12 protein-coding genes and 1 pseudogene are annotated in these 15,212 nt (G+C 43.9%); 6 read left to right on the top strand and 7 right to left on the bottom strand.

What is annotated here, in order from left to right; translation table 11 throughout:
* Window positions 1–10 precede the first annotated feature (10 nt).
* The 4 genes from AKG39_RS05455 (at window position 11) to AKG39_RS05440 (ending at window position 4,618) form a co-directional block, all read left to right on the top strand.
* Window positions 11–679 carry a potassium channel family protein gene (locus AKG39_RS05455; RefSeq protein ID WP_050739359.1) on the top strand — a complete coding sequence of 223 codons (669 nt, stop codon included), beginning with the start codon at window positions 11–13 and terminating at the stop codon, window positions 677–679.
* A gap of 318 nt (window positions 680–997) precedes the next feature.
* Window positions 998–2,404 carry an aspartate ammonia-lyase gene (locus AKG39_RS05450; RefSeq protein WP_050739358.1) on the top strand — a complete coding sequence of 469 codons (1,407 nt, stop codon included), beginning with the start codon at window positions 998–1,000 and terminating at the stop codon, window positions 2,402–2,404.
* Window positions 2,401–3,648 (top strand): [FeFe] hydrogenase H-cluster maturation GTPase HydF, encoded by a 1,248-nt coding sequence (gene hydF / locus AKG39_RS05445; RefSeq protein ID WP_201780248.1) that lies wholly within the window; start codon window positions 2,401–2,403, stop codon window positions 3,646–3,648. Before AKG39_RS05450 ends, hydF begins: the two co-directional genes overlap by 4 nt.
* A 301-nt stretch (window positions 3,649–3,949) precedes the next feature.
* Window positions 3,950–4,618, top strand: a complete 669-nt coding sequence (locus AKG39_RS05440; RefSeq protein ID WP_050739357.1) for a glutamine amidotransferase — start codon at window positions 3,950–3,952, stop codon at window positions 4,616–4,618.
* Window positions 4,619–4,662: 44 nt separating this feature from the next.
* Here the strand turns inward: AKG39_RS05440 and AKG39_RS05435 are convergent, their stop codons facing one another.
* The 3 genes from AKG39_RS05435 to AKG39_RS05425 form a co-directional block, all read right to left on the bottom strand.
* Complete coding sequence (locus AKG39_RS05435) at window positions 4,663–5,445, bottom strand: GGDEF domain-containing protein (RefSeq protein WP_160316147.1); 783 nt, start codon at window positions 5,443–5,445, stop codon at window positions 4,663–4,665.
* A 274-nt stretch (window positions 5,446–5,719) separates the two neighbouring features.
* Complete coding sequence (locus tag AKG39_RS05430) at window positions 5,720–6,886, bottom strand: FIST signal transduction protein (protein ID WP_050739355.1); 1,167 nt, start codon at window positions 6,884–6,886, stop codon at window positions 5,720–5,722.
* A gap of 131 nt (window positions 6,887–7,017) precedes the next feature.
* The gene (locus AKG39_RS05425) at window positions 7,018–7,329 is read right to left on the bottom strand and encodes a rhodanese-like domain-containing protein (protein WP_050739354.1); all 312 of its coding nucleotides are present in this window, start codon (window positions 7,327–7,329) and stop codon (window positions 7,018–7,020) included.
* Window positions 7,330–7,597: 268 nt separating this feature from the next.
* Between AKG39_RS05425 and rsmH the strand changes: the two genes are divergently transcribed.
* The gene (gene rsmH, locus AKG39_RS05420) at window positions 7,598–8,647 is read left to right on the top strand and encodes a 16S rRNA (cytosine(1402)-N(4))-methyltransferase RsmH (protein ID WP_050739353.1); all 1,050 of its coding nucleotides are present in this window, start codon (window positions 7,598–7,600) and stop codon (window positions 8,645–8,647) included.
* 36 nt (window positions 8,648–8,683) lie between these two features.
* Here rsmH and AKG39_RS05415 read toward each other — a convergent pair whose 3' ends face one another.
* Genes AKG39_RS05415 through AKG39_RS05405 form a run of 3 tightly spaced genes read right to left on the bottom strand, consistent with a single transcriptional unit; the run spans window position 8,684 to window position 12,076 of the window.
* Window positions 8,684–9,502, bottom strand: coding sequence for an FAD binding domain-containing protein (locus tag AKG39_RS05415; RefSeq protein ID WP_050739352.1), 819 nt, complete (start codon window positions 9,500–9,502; stop codon window positions 8,684–8,686).
* Window positions 9,496–9,963 (bottom strand): (2Fe-2S)-binding protein, encoded by a 468-nt coding sequence (locus tag AKG39_RS05410; RefSeq protein ID WP_050739351.1) that lies wholly within the window; start codon window positions 9,961–9,963, stop codon window positions 9,496–9,498. The genes AKG39_RS05415 and AKG39_RS05410 overlap by 7 nt, the downstream gene beginning before the upstream one ends.
* Window positions 9,956–12,076, bottom strand: a complete 2,121-nt coding sequence (locus tag AKG39_RS05405; protein ID WP_050739350.1) for a xanthine dehydrogenase family protein molybdopterin-binding subunit — start codon at window positions 12,074–12,076, stop codon at window positions 9,956–9,958. The genes AKG39_RS05410 and AKG39_RS05405 overlap by 8 nt, the downstream gene beginning before the upstream one ends.
* Window positions 12,077–12,370: 294 nt before the next feature.
* On the opposite strand from AKG39_RS05405, the pseudogene AKG39_RS05400 reads away from it, so the two are divergent.
* Window positions 12,371–13,269, top strand: a pseudogene (locus AKG39_RS05400) (transposase); the annotation flags it as partial.
* Window positions 13,270–13,628: 359 nt separating this feature from the next.
* Here AKG39_RS05400 and abc-f read toward each other — a convergent pair.
* Window positions 13,629–15,107: a ribosomal protection-like ABC-F family protein gene (gene abc-f, locus AKG39_RS05390; protein WP_050739347.1), complete on the bottom strand. Its 1,479-nt coding sequence runs from the start codon at window positions 15,105–15,107 to the stop codon at window positions 13,629–13,631.
* Window positions 15,108–15,212: the final 105 nt, after the last annotated feature.

The raw sequence follows: 15,212 nt of genomic DNA, 5'->3' as shown, positions 1-15,212 counted from the left end.
CTATAAAACCATGAATGTGATTATCGTGGGTGGCGGTCAGGTTGGTTCGTATCTGGCTTCGCTGCTCCTTAAAGACGGCCATGATATCAAAGTTGTTGAAATGCGCGAAAAGCACCTGCGGATCCTTCAGCGGGACTTACCCCCGGGCACCGTTGTTCCCGGGGACTTCACCGATCCCGGGGTCTTGGAAACTGCCGGTATTTTGCAGGCCGATGTTGTGGTCGCAGTAACACCCTCTGACGAAGGAAATCTGGTTGTGTCAACCTTGGCCCGGTTCGAATACAATGTGAAGCGAGTGATTGCCCGGGCCAATAACCCCAAAAACACCTGGCTGTTCACACCTTTAATGGGTGTGGATGTGGGACTCAGCGAGGCCGACCTGATGGCCCATGTGGTTGCTGAAGAAATGTCACTGGGTGATATGATAACCCTGCTTAAGCTGCACCAGGGCCAATATTCGCTGGTGCAAAAAAAAATACATCCGGCTTCTTTGGTTGCCGGCAAGTCCCTGAAAGAGCTCAACCTACCCTGTGAATGTGTGCTGGTCGCGGTGATTCGAGATGATCAGCTGCTCATCCCCACCGGGAGCACGGTTTTGCAGGTAAAAGATGAGGTACTGGCAATTTCCGATGTTTTACAGGCCAAAGCCCTGGCCGACCTGTTGGAACCAAACCTCTGATTCTCGGGAATAGCTTAACTTTGATAATGAATGCCTGAGTTTTGGATCGGCACTTGATACAACACAAAAAATGTAAATTTTTATCATCAATCTTCTTTGACAAGCCAGCAAAACAATGCTAAGATAATTGTAAACGTTAATTAGTTATCATCTCAGCAGACGACGTCGCTGAGATGATACTTTATAATTCAACCTAACCGAAAAGAGTTTTCTGACCGGAAAGGTGCGCATTTGGCAACGTGTATAATTTTTGCTATGTCGCTCTCTTTCTGTCTATTTTTCAGAAAGGGAGTTTTTATTTTTTGAAATGAGGGAAAAATGCGAAAAGAACACGACCTAATCGGTGAACTGGAAATAGAAGACACGGCATATTACGGTATTCATACTCTCAGGGCCCTACAGAATTTTCATATCACAGCTGTTGCCATCCATAAGGAACTGGTGGATGCTCTGGTAACCATCAAAAAAGCTGCTGCCATCACCAACCGCAATATCGGTGTTTTGGATGAGCAAACAGCAGAAGCCATTATCATCGCCTGTGATGAAATTCTGGCCGGCGCTCTCCGCGACCATTTTGTGGTGGACTGTCTTCAGGGCGGCGCCGGCACCTCGGCCAATATGAATGCCAACGAAGTCATTGCCAACCGAGCCATTGAACATTTAGGCGGTAAAAAAGGGGACTATGATCTGGTTCATCCGTTGGATCACGTGAATATGCATCAATCCACTAATGATGTTTTTCCCACCGCTGTGCGAATTGCTGCCATCCGCCTGTTAAAACCGGTAACCGAATCCTTTGCGGATCTTCAAAGCGCTCTTCAGGAAAAGGAAGAAGAATTTTCCCGAATCATCAAGGTTGGACGAACCCAGTTACAGGATGCTGTCCCGGTCACCCTGGGCCAGGAATTCGGTGCCTGGGCTCAGGCTATTTCCCGGGACCGCTGGCGACTTTACAAAGCTGAAGAAAGGCTCCGGCAGGTTAACATTGGGGGCACTGCTGTGGGTACCGGGCTGAATGCCCCTCGGGCCTACATTTTTAATATGATTGAACGCCTCCGGGATCTCACCGGAATCAGTCTTGCCCGGACGGACTACATGATGGACCCCACTCAGAACTGCGATGTCTTTGTGGAAGTGTCCGGACTGTTAAAAACCGCGGCGGTTAATCTTTCAAAAATCGCCAATGATCTGCGGCTTCTGGCCTCAGGCCCTTATGCCGGTATTGGCGAAATCACCTTGCCGCCGGTTCAGGCCGGGTCTTCGATTATGCCGGGAAAAGTCAATCCGGTTATTCCCGAAGCAGTGAATCAGGTGGCTTTTCAGATCATGGCCAACGATACCGCCATCACCCTGGCCGCTATGTCGGGACAACTGGAGCTCAATGCTTTTTTACCGGTGATTGCCAAAAATTTGTTTGAAGCCCTGGATATCCTAAGAAATATCCTGCCCATATTTATCAAACGCTGCATTGAGGGCATTGCGGCAAATGAAAGGGCCTGCCGCCAAAACCTGGACAACAGCACCGTTATGCTCACCGCTCTGACCACGACCATTGGTTATGATAACGCCACGGTTGCCGCACTGGTCTTTAACGAAACCGGAAAATCCATTAAGGAAATTATCATTGAAAACAACTGGATGGATAAGGATACCCTGGATGAGGTCCTAAAACCCGAACGACTCACCTCTCCCAGTTCAAATAAGAAAGGACAATACAAATCATGAATAATAGTATGAATGAAACCCCCATGGCAAGCCGCATGGCAATTGGTCTTTTTGGCAAACGAAACGCCGGAAAATCTTCCCTGATTAATGCCTTGACCGGCCAGTCCGTGGCAGTCATATCCGATGTGGCCGGAACAACCACCGACCCGGTTTACAAAACCATGGAACTCTTACCGATTGGACCGGTGGTTTTTATTGATACCGCAGGCTTGGATGATGCCGGCGAACTGGGCCTGCTGCGAATTGAAAAAACATACGAAGTCCTGAGAAAATGTCACTTTGCCATTGTGGTGGCGGATATCGAAACCGGCATTACCGCCTTTGAACAGGAATTCGTTGATCAGCTGATCCAACGAAAGATCCCCAGTGTTTTTGTCTTAAACAAGTCCGATAAAGGCGAACCCACTAAGGAAGAAATCGATATCCTGAGAAAATCCATTAAAATCCCCCTTTCTTTTACCAGTGTTTACAATGGCAGCGGCATTAAAGCCGTAAAGCAAATGATCATCGACCATGCCAATTACGAAGATGTGGAACCTGCCCTAGTAGGGGATCTTGTTGAATCCGGAGATATGGTCATCCTGGTGACACCGATTGATAAATCGGCACCAAAGGGTCGCCTCATCCTCCCCCAGCAACAAACGATCCGGGATATTATTGAAAAAGATGCTGTCGCCATTGTCACCAAAGAGCACGAACTTAAGCATACCCTTGAAGGTTTAAACAAACCCCCGGCCATTGTCATTACCGATTCCCAGGCCTTTTTAAAGGTCTCGGCAGACACCCCGCCCGGAATCCCCTTAACCTCTTTTTCCATCCTGTTTGCCCGCCAGAAATCTGATCTTGCTGAAATGGTAAAGGGCATTAAACGCATTGAACAACTGGTTCCGGGTGACAAGGTCCTGATTGTGGAAGGCTGCACCCACCATCGCCAGTCAGATGATATTGGCAAGGTCAAAATTCCCCGTTGGATCCGTCAGATTGCCGGCGGCGACATTGAATTTAACTGGGCCGCCGGCGCCCATTATCCCAAAGATATTTCTGAATACGCCGTCATCGTCCACTGTGGGGGTTGCATGCTCAATCGCCGGGAAATGCAGTACCGAGTCCGCACGGCCAGACAAAAAGGCGTGTACATCACCAATTACGGCATGCTCATCGCCTATGTTCAGGGCATTCTCAGCCGGGCTTTGGAACCTTTTCCGGCTGCTAAGCTGGCCCTGGAGGATAACGATCTGGCCTAGAAATTTTAAATAATTTTATAATTAAGGTTTTATTTCCTGTCATGAACAGACATAAAAAAACGACAACTTCAAATATTAGAGATCCCATCTAATTTTGGAGCTGCCGTTTTTTATTATTTAACTACCTCATAGGGCCAATCCACGATCCCGCCAAAATCATGACAACAATTTTTTTCATTTTTCTACCTCCCCTTTTCGATGATTCCCTAAAATTTTTCTCTTTGGGATCTGAATTATGTTATAATCAAAATCACAGCTTTTGGTTGTCAAAACCAGGCAAATATTTTGTTAGGGGATTCTTATGAGTAAGCTGCTTATTATTAAAACCGGCCTTTCCGACAAATCAATTATTTCAAAATGCGGGGATTGTGATCTTCGCATTGCCGGCTGTGCCGGCATTCCCTATGAGGATGTAAAAGTTGTTTCCGTCCATGAAGACAGTATTCCCGGTCTGATTGAGAGCGTCTCCGATCTAATGGAAGATGTATCTTCCATCATCATTACCGGGTCGCCTGCGATGATTACCGACTTTGACCCCTGGAGTATTGCCACCTCGCACTGGATAAAGGATATTGTCACGAAAAAAATCCCCATTCTGGGCATTTGCTATGGGCATCAGCTTTTGGCTCAAACCTTTGGGGGCTCCGTGGATTACCATTCCCTGGGAGCGGAACAGGGTGAAGTTGAAATTTATCTGACCGAAGAAGGCAAAAAAGATCCCTTGCTCAGTGTCTTGCCAGCCCACTTTTCTGCCTACGCCTCACATTTTCAGACAGTGACCAAATTGCCCAAAAATGCCGTAATTCTGGCCAAAAACAATTTCGAACCCTATCATGCGGTTTCATACGGTGAAAAGATATGGGGCGTACAGTTTCACCCGGAATGCACTGAAAATTTCCTTTGCGCTGCCTCTTGTCAAAATTCCTATGGGGGCATTTTAATTAAACGATTTATTGAACTTGCCGACTAACCGCAACCTTTATTTCTTATATGATCGGCCTCATCTTGAGTTATTTATTCTGCATACTCCAGAATATCAATAAGCCTGGCCGGTTCTTTATCACCAGGGTCCGGGTACCTGGTGTGGTTGTTTTTTTTATCCTCATACATTCTGGAATCAGCCACCTTAACTAACTCTTCAAATGCTCGACCTTCTTTATAGAAACTTGCATAGCCGATACTGACACCAAAGTTATCCTGTGGATAAAGCCTTGAAATCTCTTCTTTAATATTCAAAATTACGTTTTCAATTTTCAATACTTCATTCTGCTCCAAGAGTATCACAAACTCATCGCCGCCAAATCTCGAAACCCGTCCGTACTGCCCCACCGAATCAATCATGATCCGGCATGTGTTGCAGATAAAACGATCCCCCTCTATATGGCCCAGGGTATCATTAATTAATTTGGTGCCATCAAGATCACAGACAACAAGATAAAATTGTTTTTTATCTTTGATCAATGTCTCGAATACTTTTCTTAACCCATTTCGATTAAATGAACCGGTCAGCGAATCCATAGTAGCCATTCTTTCAAGGTCATTGAGCATTTTTTTAGTGAAATCCGTCCATAATATTATTCCAATAATGTATAAAATTCCGCCCAGGGTAAAGCATGCTTTTATGCTTATATAAATATAGGGAATTCGGAAAATTCCTGAAATCAGGTCTAAAAAAGTAGCAACGGACAATACACTGAGCCCACAGATCATGATAATAAATATGTATGATTTATCATTCTTATGCCGTGTTGCATAAAGAAGTTTATAGGTATAAATCAGCAGCAGACTAACAAACATAAAAATTATAAGCTTCCTAATTTCGATCATTGTCATTTCTCTTTCCTGGCTTAATATTTTTAGATAAACGTTTCCACACTGGCCGTAATAAAATAGTTTCAAATTCTGTGCTGGTTTAGCTACCCCTTATTACTGAGTAACTGTAAAAATTATAGCATATTAATTGTTTAAATTACTGATCATTTAAATGTTTTTCCGAATAACAAGGGAAAATGACAAGGGAACGTTTATTCCCTTGCCATTTTGAGGCGAACTTTTTCCACAAATTTAATGCTTACTTTGCAAATCCGGTATAGGACAACATCAAACCGCCGCAGGTATTAATACCATCTGCTTCAAACCCATATTCTCCAAATGTAAATTCCATAATAAAGGGAACCTCCCCGGCTGCGGCTTTTACTTGTTTCACCACCTCTTCAATCCGATCGCCAATCCCTGCCCGCCTGCCGCCGCAATGAACCAGATGAAATGCTCCAGGAGTCCCTGCCATTTTTCCCTTTAATGCCCTTAATTCGTTTCCCGAGGATTCAATGAGGTCATCGACGGTGGCTTCCATGCGAATGACTGCCGTCCCTTCGGTTATCTTACTGCCAATGGCCATAGAACCATCCGCATTCCCATTCATAGGATGACGGATGGCGACTAAATCCCCCAAACGGTCTTTAACCCCAAGAGGCGCGGTAATCGCGGCTGCCAACAAGTTGCCGTTCTTTAATGATGCCACATCGACACCCAACCATTTTGCATATTTTTCCAATGCCGGCTCTCCGTCAATTTCTACCAGGGTCCGGTCGCCCCTGACTTTGGTGACAATGCCCCGGTCTTTCGTTTCATGATAAGCTCCGGTAAAACGATTTTTCATTTCTTTGTCCGTATAGAAAAAAGCCACTGCCACCCCATCTGCAAAGGATCCCTCAGCTGTAAAAAGCTTCCATTCCCCGGCGATGGCATTATCTGCTGCACTCCCGCCGAAGAAAGGCACTCTCCCAATAACCTCGGTAATGCCCTTTAAAAAATATTCTTCCTCTCCCGGAGGCGCCACCATGTAAAAATAACTGGGTGGTTCTGACTTTCCTGCGTTTTCCATGGCTTTTTGAGCCACTTTTTTACCATCAGAAATCGCACTTTCACCTTTTTTCACACCTGCAATCCCTACCTTTAAATCCGGATCCCCGAGTAGCAGCATGCCAAGAAAACCCTCCTCGCCCGAAATAAAACCCTCAGGCAAAATAACCCCTGTAAAGGATGTATTTCCGATAATCGGGATGCCTGGCAATTCCTCTTTAATTCCTGCCAGCATATCATCCAAATCATACGTATAGCTTGCGTAAGCAAAGGCCATTTTAATATCGCCAAGTCCGGCTTTGGCCTTTTTAGCCGCTTCTCCACCTGCTTTTTTGGCAATTTTGTCAGTACTCGCCCCTGTATTGGCTTTTAACATTCCACTTCCTCCTTACTTTTTATTTCTTTATTGAGTACCCCAATCATAAAAATTCTATCAAACCAGCCAACGATAAATATAATAAGTTTGCGTAAAGTTCCTGAACCGGTTTTTAACTTAGGATTCAGCCCTTATTTTACAACCACGCCATAGGGCCAATCCACGATACCGCCGAAATCATAAACGTTGGCATAACCCATTTCTGCTAATTTCTTAGCCGCCACTGCACTGCGGCTACCGGTACGGCAATAGACTAAAATTTTTGCATTCTTATCTGTTAAGACACCTGGTGCCTGGTTTTCAATTTCTGTATGAGGGATTAAAACAGCATTTTCGATATATCCTTCATCAAATTCCTTCTGAGTGCGCACATCCAAAATTATAACCTCTTCACGGCTGTCAATGATACTCTTTGCCTCCTGGGCTGTGATTTTTTTATACATTTCCTTAGTCACCTCCTTTTCCTGCTCCGCCAATCCAATTATGACGCGGTTACCTGTCCCGGATTACTTTCCCGGATCTCCAGTTGCATGATTATTATAAGGGTACTGCCAACCTTGATTTGCTTTTATGAATTGTATTTGATATTATATAATTTATAAAAGCAAATACAAAAAGCTATTAAAAAGGTGGAAAAAATGAGTAAAGCGTTTCATAGTACATCAATTTCAAATTCCAAATTCATAAACTCCAAATTACGATGGTTGTGCAATGGATAATCAAGAGCAAAAACATCAGCGGCGTCCGCGCTATAAAGGCACGCACCCTAAAGCTTATAAAGATAAGTATAAGGAACTGCAACCCGAGAAATATGCCGACACCGTGGAAAAAGTTATTCAAAAGGGCAGTACGCCGGCGGGCATGCATCGTTCCATTTGCGTTAAAGAAATACTGGAATTCCTGCAAATCACGCCGGGACAAACGGGATTGGATGCAACCCTGGGCTTTGGCGGTCATACCTTAGCGATGCTTAAATGCTTGGATTCTAAGGGGCACTTGTATGCAATGGATGTCGATTCCATTGAGTTACCCCGGACCCAAAAGCGCTTAGAGAGCCTTGGCTATGGCTCCGAAATTTTAACTCTCAGACAAATGAACTTTTCCGATATCGATCAAATTGCTTTAGCATCAGGGCCACTGGATTTTGTATTAGCCGATTTGGGTGTCTCTTCCATGCAAATAGACAATCCGGAACGGGGATTTTCATTTAAATTTGAAGGGCCGTTGGATTTACGGCTGAATCCCGACAAAGGTATTTCTGCCGCCGATCGTTTAAAAACAATTTCGCTGGATGAATTAGAAGGGATGCTGATCGAAAACGCCGACGAGCCTAATGCTGCAGCAATCGCTGGCGCTATTATTTCCCAAAGGAAAAAAGGAATCGCGATATCAACAACCACCCAGCTCCAGGAAGTCATCAAAGATGCGCTAAGCTGTATTCCCGGACAAAATGGGAAAGATGCTATTAAAAAATCCTGTCAGCGCTGCTTTCAGGCCTTAAGAATTGATGTCAATGATGAATTCGAAGTATTATATGAATTTTTAGAAAAGATACCCGGAACCCTTGCCCCGGGTGGTCGGGTTGCCATCCTTTCATTTCATTCCGGTGAAGATCGCCTGGTTAAAAAATCGTTTAAACGCTTTTTTCGAGAAGGCGTCTATCGGGAAATAGCACAAGGCCCTATTCGGCCATCACCGGAAGAATGTAATACCAACGGCCGTGCCCGTTCTGCGAAACTACGCTGGGCCATAAAAGCATGATGGAAATTTTAATCTTTTAGTGAATTATGTTAAAGTTTAAATCCCCTTGCTGTCAAGAAAGTCACCCAGCAGATTCATGCAAACGGTCTTCTTGTATTCGGCCGAAATTCTGCCTTGAACAGGATTAATGGCCTGTTCATAGGCCGCCAGATAATTTTCTTTTACCGCCCGAGCCTCAGGAATAGTCCTGCCAATTAGCATGTCATCAATTTCTTTTCGTCGGAGTATAACCTCGCCAACAGCACCGAAGGCGATCATGCATTGAGTGATTTTACCATCTGCCATATTCAGTATGGCGGCAAAAGACACCCGCGACATTGTCAAAGCCTTTCTTGCCCCCACCTTCTTATAGCAATAATTTTCAAAACCGGTTTTATTCATGAAAATCTCCACAAGCAGTTCATCCTTTTGCAAGATGGTATGGTTTCTGCCAAGATAAAATTCAGATATCGGAATAACACGTTCGCCTTTTTTGCTGACCAGACGTAATTTAGAATCCGTCACAAAAAAGATAAGGGCACAATCTGCTTTTGGGGAGCCATTACAGATATTTCCGCCCACCGTTCCAAGGTTGCGGATAGCCGGTGCTGCCACCAGCGCGGCCGCTTCCTTAAGAATAGCAGGGGTCAGTTCACTTTCAATAATTTCAGTAAACGTACATCCGGCACCAATCCGAATATATTTTCTATCTTCCCGGATGTTTTTCATTTCCGGTACCTTATTGAGGAAGAGATATGTTGCATTTCCATTCGCTTTCTTCATTAAATCAGTCCCCCCGCTGTACGGAATAACCGCTTCACTACTAAGGATGTCAAGTGCTTCCTGCAAAGATCTTGCCTGATAACCATTTACCATAAGCCCTGCCCCTCCTTAGCTGCGATACCAATCGCTGCGACGATAGCATTGTAACCGGTGCACCGGCAGAGATTGCCTGAAATACCTGCTTGAATCTCAGCTCTTGTGGGGTTGGGATTTTTGGCAAGAATACATTCAGATGCCAGGATCATACCGGGAATACAAAAACCACACTGGACCGCACCGACTGAAGCATAGGCCATATCCAGAACTGTAAAACGCTCAGTAGTACGATACCCTTCAATGGTTATAACCTTACTTCCCTGAATACTGCCTAGAGCCACCATACATGAGTTTGCCAGGCGACCATCCAGAATAACTGCGCAAGCACCGCATTCGCCTTCGTTACAGCCGCACTTTACCCCGCTAAGATGAAATTCATTGCGCAATACATTAAGCAGGGGCTCGTTGGCCCGGGCTGTGGAAACAACCTTTGTCCCGTTAAGCATAAAGCTAATCATGGTGGTGCACCTCCCGCAAAACCCCCATGGTATCTTCCATGGTAAAGGGAACCTTATTTAAATCAACCCCCAGGGCGTTTTCCAGGGCCTCAACATAAGCCGGAGCGGCACCGGCAAATGATAATTCACCCGCACCCTTAGCGCCATAAGGGCCATGCGTATAGGGATTATTAATCACTTCGGTAACCAGATTGGGCACATCCATGGCGGTGGGAATGCTGTAATCACTGAAGTTATTGTTTCGGATTATACCCTGGGCGTTATAATCGATTTTTTCCATTGCCGCATACCCAATCCCCTGGAGGAGGCCCCCCTGCATCTGACCCTGGATGATATTCAAATCGATGGGAACCCCCACATCATAAATACCCCAGGCTCCGAGAATCCTGGTCTCGGCGGTCAGGGTATCGATTTCCACTTCTACCGCATTCACCGCCCAGGAATAGGTGGGATAGGCATCTCCCCTAAATCGTTCAAGATCGAATGGAATAATAAATTTCGGTTCGACATAATGTTCTTCGACAATCTGTTCTTCACCCGTCTGCCATATTTGCCTCAGTTTTTCAGCCGCCTGCTGCAACAAGGATCCAACTATCATAATCGAACGGCTTGCCACCGTAGGTCCGGAATCCGGCACACGGTCGGTATCCGGATTTTCGATAAGCACCTGCTCAAAGGGAATGCCCAGAGTTTCCCCTACAATTTTACAGAAAGTTGTTTTCAAACCTTGACCCATATCCGTATTCCCGGTGAGAATTTCTACCTGATCATCGGCGGCTTTTCTGATTCTGACCACCGGCTTAATGTGTTCACCTTCGGCGCTGCCGGTGAAACCGCAGCCATGAAAAGACAGGGCTAAGCCCATGCCTCTGCGGTACCGACCGCTCTGTCGACTGTACCGTTTACGCTTAGCCGGATAATCTGTCAGCTCATTGATGCGCTGAATCATTTCCGGAAGAGGCACATGAAAATGATGTTTTCCACTGGTAGCTGTGGTATCCCCCTGTTTAACCATATGTTTTTCTTTGAATTCCAGTGATTCAGTTCCTAATTTTCGGGCGACATGATCCATCATCATTTCCAGGGCAAAAATAGTCTGGGGACTGCCGAAGCCCCGGTAGGCACCACTCGGTACCATATTGGTCTTCACCGCACGGCCGGCAACCCGGAGATTGTCAATTTTATATACTCCGCTTGAAGAAATCAGCGCCCGTTGTAAAACAACCGATGAATGCGTGGTATAGGCGCCGCCGTTTAATATCAGGTCAATGCCCATACCGGTAATCATGTTGTCCTTAACCGCGACTTTATAGGTGCAGACTGAGGGATGGCGTTTGGAAGTAAACGCCATATCTTCACGCCGGTTAAAAATAACCTTCACCGGCCGGTTCGTTTTTAGGGCTGCGGCAGCAGTCTGACAAGCGAGTATTGATGGGAAATCTTCCTTGCCGCCAAAACCACCGCCAGTGGTCTCCTGAATAACCTGAACGTTTCTGGCATCATAGCCCAGTGCTTTGGTGACTGCAGTATGCACATAATATGGACATTGCATGGAACCTCTTATCACCATGCGCCCAGCATGAGGGTAAGCAATGATACCCTGGGTTTCGAGATAAGCATGTTCCTGATGACCGGTCTGAAAAGTCTCCTCAAAAATATGATCAGCTTCATCTTGTGCCTTGTCAAAGTCGCCCTTGGCATAATGATAATCAAAGAAAACCGTATCTGCTTTGCGCATGTTAAAGGTGGGGACCAATTCTTCATATAAAACCACAATATTCTCCAGAATGCTCTCCACTTTATTATATTCCGGCCCGACGACCATTAAAATCGGATCGCCCACAAACTCCACTGTTTCCTCGGCAAAAACCGGCGTATCATCCTGAATAATTTGGACCCTGTTTGTCCCCGGTACATCGTACTTGTCCACCACAAGGTAACCCTCGGGCAAATCGGGAATAATAATAGCGGTAATACGGGCCCTGGCCTTGGATGATCCCAGTAGCCTGCCATAAAGCATACCGTTCATTACATAATCATCCGCATAAAGCGCTTGGCCGCTTATTTTCGAGTCATGATCCTTTTTTTTTATTGCTTTACTTATGGTTTCCATTTCGCACCTCCAATACCTCAACTAACTCCTAAATGCACAAAAACCATTATATTTTCCAATTTTTTATTTATGTTCTACCCCAATCTGCTTCAATCAATCTAAAAAACAAATAAAATCAGCTGTGTATGATAAGGTCCAGTGACCGCATGGAAATGCGATGAGATTAGGCAAATAAAAGAGCAAATAGTTATAAAACTGAGCAAAATAATAACCCTGACTGGTATACTAAGTGCAAACAAAACCAACCAATCGGGGAGGGGGGGAGTCATATCATCATACAGATAAAAAAAAGCTGTTGATTTCAGCTTTATCAATGAATTGTTGAAAGATACCTACTGTGAAAATTTTGACCGTCCCGCCAAAGAACCGGAATTGATGTGTAAGCTTTTGTTTTTGCAGCATATCTACAATCTTTCCGACGAAAAAGTGATCGTTGATGCCAGTTTCAATCGGACCTATCTCTATTTTCTGGACATCAACCCCGAAGATACCTGGCCCGAAAGAAGTCTGCTATCAAAATTCAGAAAACTGAAACTGGGCGAACAGCTGCTGGATGAGATCATTATCGAAATTGTCAGACAATGTGTAACAAAGGGAATTCTTAATAACAACAGCGTGAGCATTGATGGCACCCTGATTGAAGAATTGCTGAAGGACACTCTTACGTTCCCGTCAGCAGTGCAGCCTATCGTATTGATGAAAGTGAATATTCCTACAACAAAGATTCCGATCAGTGGTTCTGTAGTCAGGGAAATGAAACCGTCAGCCGGAAGTACTTCAAGCGAAAGCGAAAAGATGCAAAAAGTGGCATACCGGAAGGCTATCGGTACTACTTTGAGAAAGAAACCTGTAGGACCTGTCCAAAACACGATGACTGCGCCAAAAAAGCAGTGCAAAAAACACTCTATACCGGGATCAATACATTAGAATTCTATGAAATCTCCCAAAGTCAGAAAATCGATGATTTTAAAGAAAAATATAAAAAGCGAGCCAGCATTGAAGGGAAAAATGCAGAGCTCAAACAATTCCATGGACTAGGCCGGGCGAAAAGTTACGGTCTGGTTGCGATGTCCAAACAGGCAAAGCTGGCTGCTATTGCCGTAAATTTAAAAAGAATAGCGGCCATCATGACCGCTATTCTTTCTTGTTTCTCTGAAATTTTCGTCAGATTTAGAATTAATTTCGTTTTCTGAAAATCATTCACTCGAATTTTATGAACGATCAAAAAACAGGGCTTCTTCACAGGTCCTGAAACGTCCCCTCGTCATGTTTATATCAAAATAACTCTGATTTAAACATAGTGTTGCAGTACTTTGTATCCTGCGACCATTTCAACTTCCCAATACAGCAAAAAATCTTTCTTATCTATGCTCTCAACCTTTCTATTCTTTAACTCTTGATTCTTTTCCGCTTCTATAAAAAAGGCTGCCAATTATTTATTGACAGTCTTCTACTGATATGCAAAATGGATTCAAATTTTTAGTGCTTATTTTTCATTAATCTGAAATACGAAAAAAAACAATATTATCTTCATTACCGTGTTTGAAGAATCCTATAACTCAATTATCTTTGTTGCTATATTTTCTAAAAAATTTCTGTCATGTTCTACGAAGATAATTGTCGGATGAAATTTAAGCAACAATTCTTCAATCTGCATTCTTGATACAACATCAATAAAATTCAATGGCTCATCCCAAATATACAGATGTGCTTTTTCGCACAGACTTCTTGCAATTAGCACCTTTTTCTTCTGACCTCCACTGAAATTCTCTATATTATTATCAAACTGTTCTCTTGAAAAATCCAGTTTTCTTAGGATTGCTTTAAACAAGCTTTCATCAATGCCATGCATGTCAGCAAACGCTGAAAGACTGCCACACAAATAGTCTGTTACCTGCGAAACGTAAGATATCGTCAGTCGGTTATTTTTTCGCAATTCTCCTATATGCGGTATATTCTCTCCACATAATAGCTTTATCAGGCTTGATTTACCACAGCCGTTTTTGCCTTTAAGAGCGATCCTATCACCTTGGCAAATTTTGAAATTTACCTTATCACAAATTATTCGGTCTCCATATGAGATCGATAGATCTGCAAACTCAGCCAGTGTATCATTATAAAAATTAAGTGGCGTTATTTTAAGGCTTTCCGATGTTTCTCTATTTTTCAATAGCCTTGATTTCTGTTCTATTTTCACTACTTGCCTTACCTCGATATTCTTGGCACGTTTCATCATCTTAGCTGCCTTGTGGCCCACATATCCCTTATCCAATTTGCTACCAGAATTGGTCGTTCCTTTTTTTGATTTTTCAGCGCGGTCTGACCAATCGCTTGTTCTTTTTACTGCAACAGACAGCCTTTTGATATCACCTTTTAATTTTTCGTTTTCGGAAATCTCAAAGGAATCCTGTTGCTCCTTGTGCTCCCACCACTGACTGAAATTTCCCTTGCAAACATCTATATTTGTCCTGTTGATAGCGAGGACATGATCTATGCAATTATCAAGGAAGTACCGGTCATGAGATACCAGAATGAAACCTTTTTTACCCTCAAGATATCTACTTACGGTTTCTCTTGCCGCAGCATCAAGATGATTGGTAGGCTCATCTATCAGTAAGAAGGCATTTTCTTTGAGAAATAATGCCACAAGCATCGCCTTCGTCTGCTCGCCTTTGGACAGGGTATAAAACTGTCTGTACATAATATCATTTTTTGCTTCAAGTAAGGAAAGCTCCTTGGAGATTTTCCAATCCTCCACATTTGATGCAATTTCTCGAATTATATCAATTGTAAGATAATCTGTGTGGTCCACTTCATATGGAAAATACTCAAAATCCACATTCGCTGAGATTGATCCGCTGTATTCATATTTGTCGAGCAGTAACTTCAAGAATGTGGTCTTGCCTCTCCCATTTCGTCCAGTAAAACCGAGTTTCCAGTCAGTATCAATTTGGAAACTCAAATCCTCAAATATGTTTTCATATGATCCTTCATAAGCAAAGGTCAAATTATTTACGCTGATTAAAGACATCGTTAATCCTCCTTTAATTTTATATTATCAAAGGCGGAATTCAGGGCAGTTCATTGCTCCATATAGCCACTGCCAACTTCGTCCGCCGCTATATGGAGATTATCA

The organism is Acetobacterium bakii, from assembly GCF_001263355.1.
Taxonomy (GTDB): domain Bacteria; phylum Bacillota; class Clostridia; order Eubacteriales; family Eubacteriaceae; genus Acetobacterium; species Acetobacterium bakii.
This window is presented reverse-complemented; position numbering and strand designations above follow the sequence as displayed.

Bases quoted from the DNA above. Each gene is read 5' to 3' on its own strand.
- AKG39_RS05455 (WP_050739359.1), top strand. From the start codon at position 11: ATGAATGTGATTATCGTGGGTGGCGGTCAGGTTGGTTCGTATCTGGCT.
- AKG39_RS05450 (WP_050739358.1), top strand. From the start codon at position 998: ATGCGAAAAGAACACGACCTAATCGGTGAACTGGAAATAGAAGACACG.
- hydF (WP_201780248.1), top strand. From the start codon at position 2,401: ATGAATAATAGTATGAATGAAACCCCCATGGCAAGCCGCATGGCAATT.
- AKG39_RS05440 (WP_050739357.1), top strand. From the start codon at position 3,950: ATGAGTAAGCTGCTTATTATTAAAACCGGCCTTTCCGACAAATCAATT.
- AKG39_RS05435 (WP_160316147.1), bottom strand. From the start codon at position 5,445: ATGTTTGTTAGTCTGCTGCTGATTTATACCTATAAACTTCTTTATGCA.
- AKG39_RS05430 (WP_050739355.1), bottom strand. From the start codon at position 6,886: ATGTTAAAAGCCAATACAGGGGCGAGTACTGACAAAATTGCCAAAAAA.
- AKG39_RS05425 (WP_050739354.1), bottom strand. From the start codon at position 7,329: ATGTATAAAAAAATCACAGCCCAGGAGGCAAAGAGTATCATTGACAGC.
- rsmH (WP_050739353.1), top strand. From the start codon at position 7,598: ATGGATAATCAAGAGCAAAAACATCAGCGGCGTCCGCGCTATAAAGGC.
- AKG39_RS05415 (WP_050739352.1), bottom strand. From the start codon at position 9,502: ATGGTAAATGGTTATCAGGCAAGATCTTTGCAGGAAGCACTTGACATC.
- AKG39_RS05410 (WP_050739351.1), bottom strand. From the start codon at position 9,963: ATGATTAGCTTTATGCTTAACGGGACAAAGGTTGTTTCCACAGCCCGG.
- AKG39_RS05405 (WP_050739350.1), bottom strand. From the start codon at position 12,076: ATGGAAACCATAAGTAAAGCAATAAAAAAAAAGGATCATGACTCGAAA.
- abc-f (WP_050739347.1), bottom strand. From the start codon at position 15,107: ATGTCTTTAATCAGCGTAAATAATTTGACCTTTGCTTATGAAGGATCA.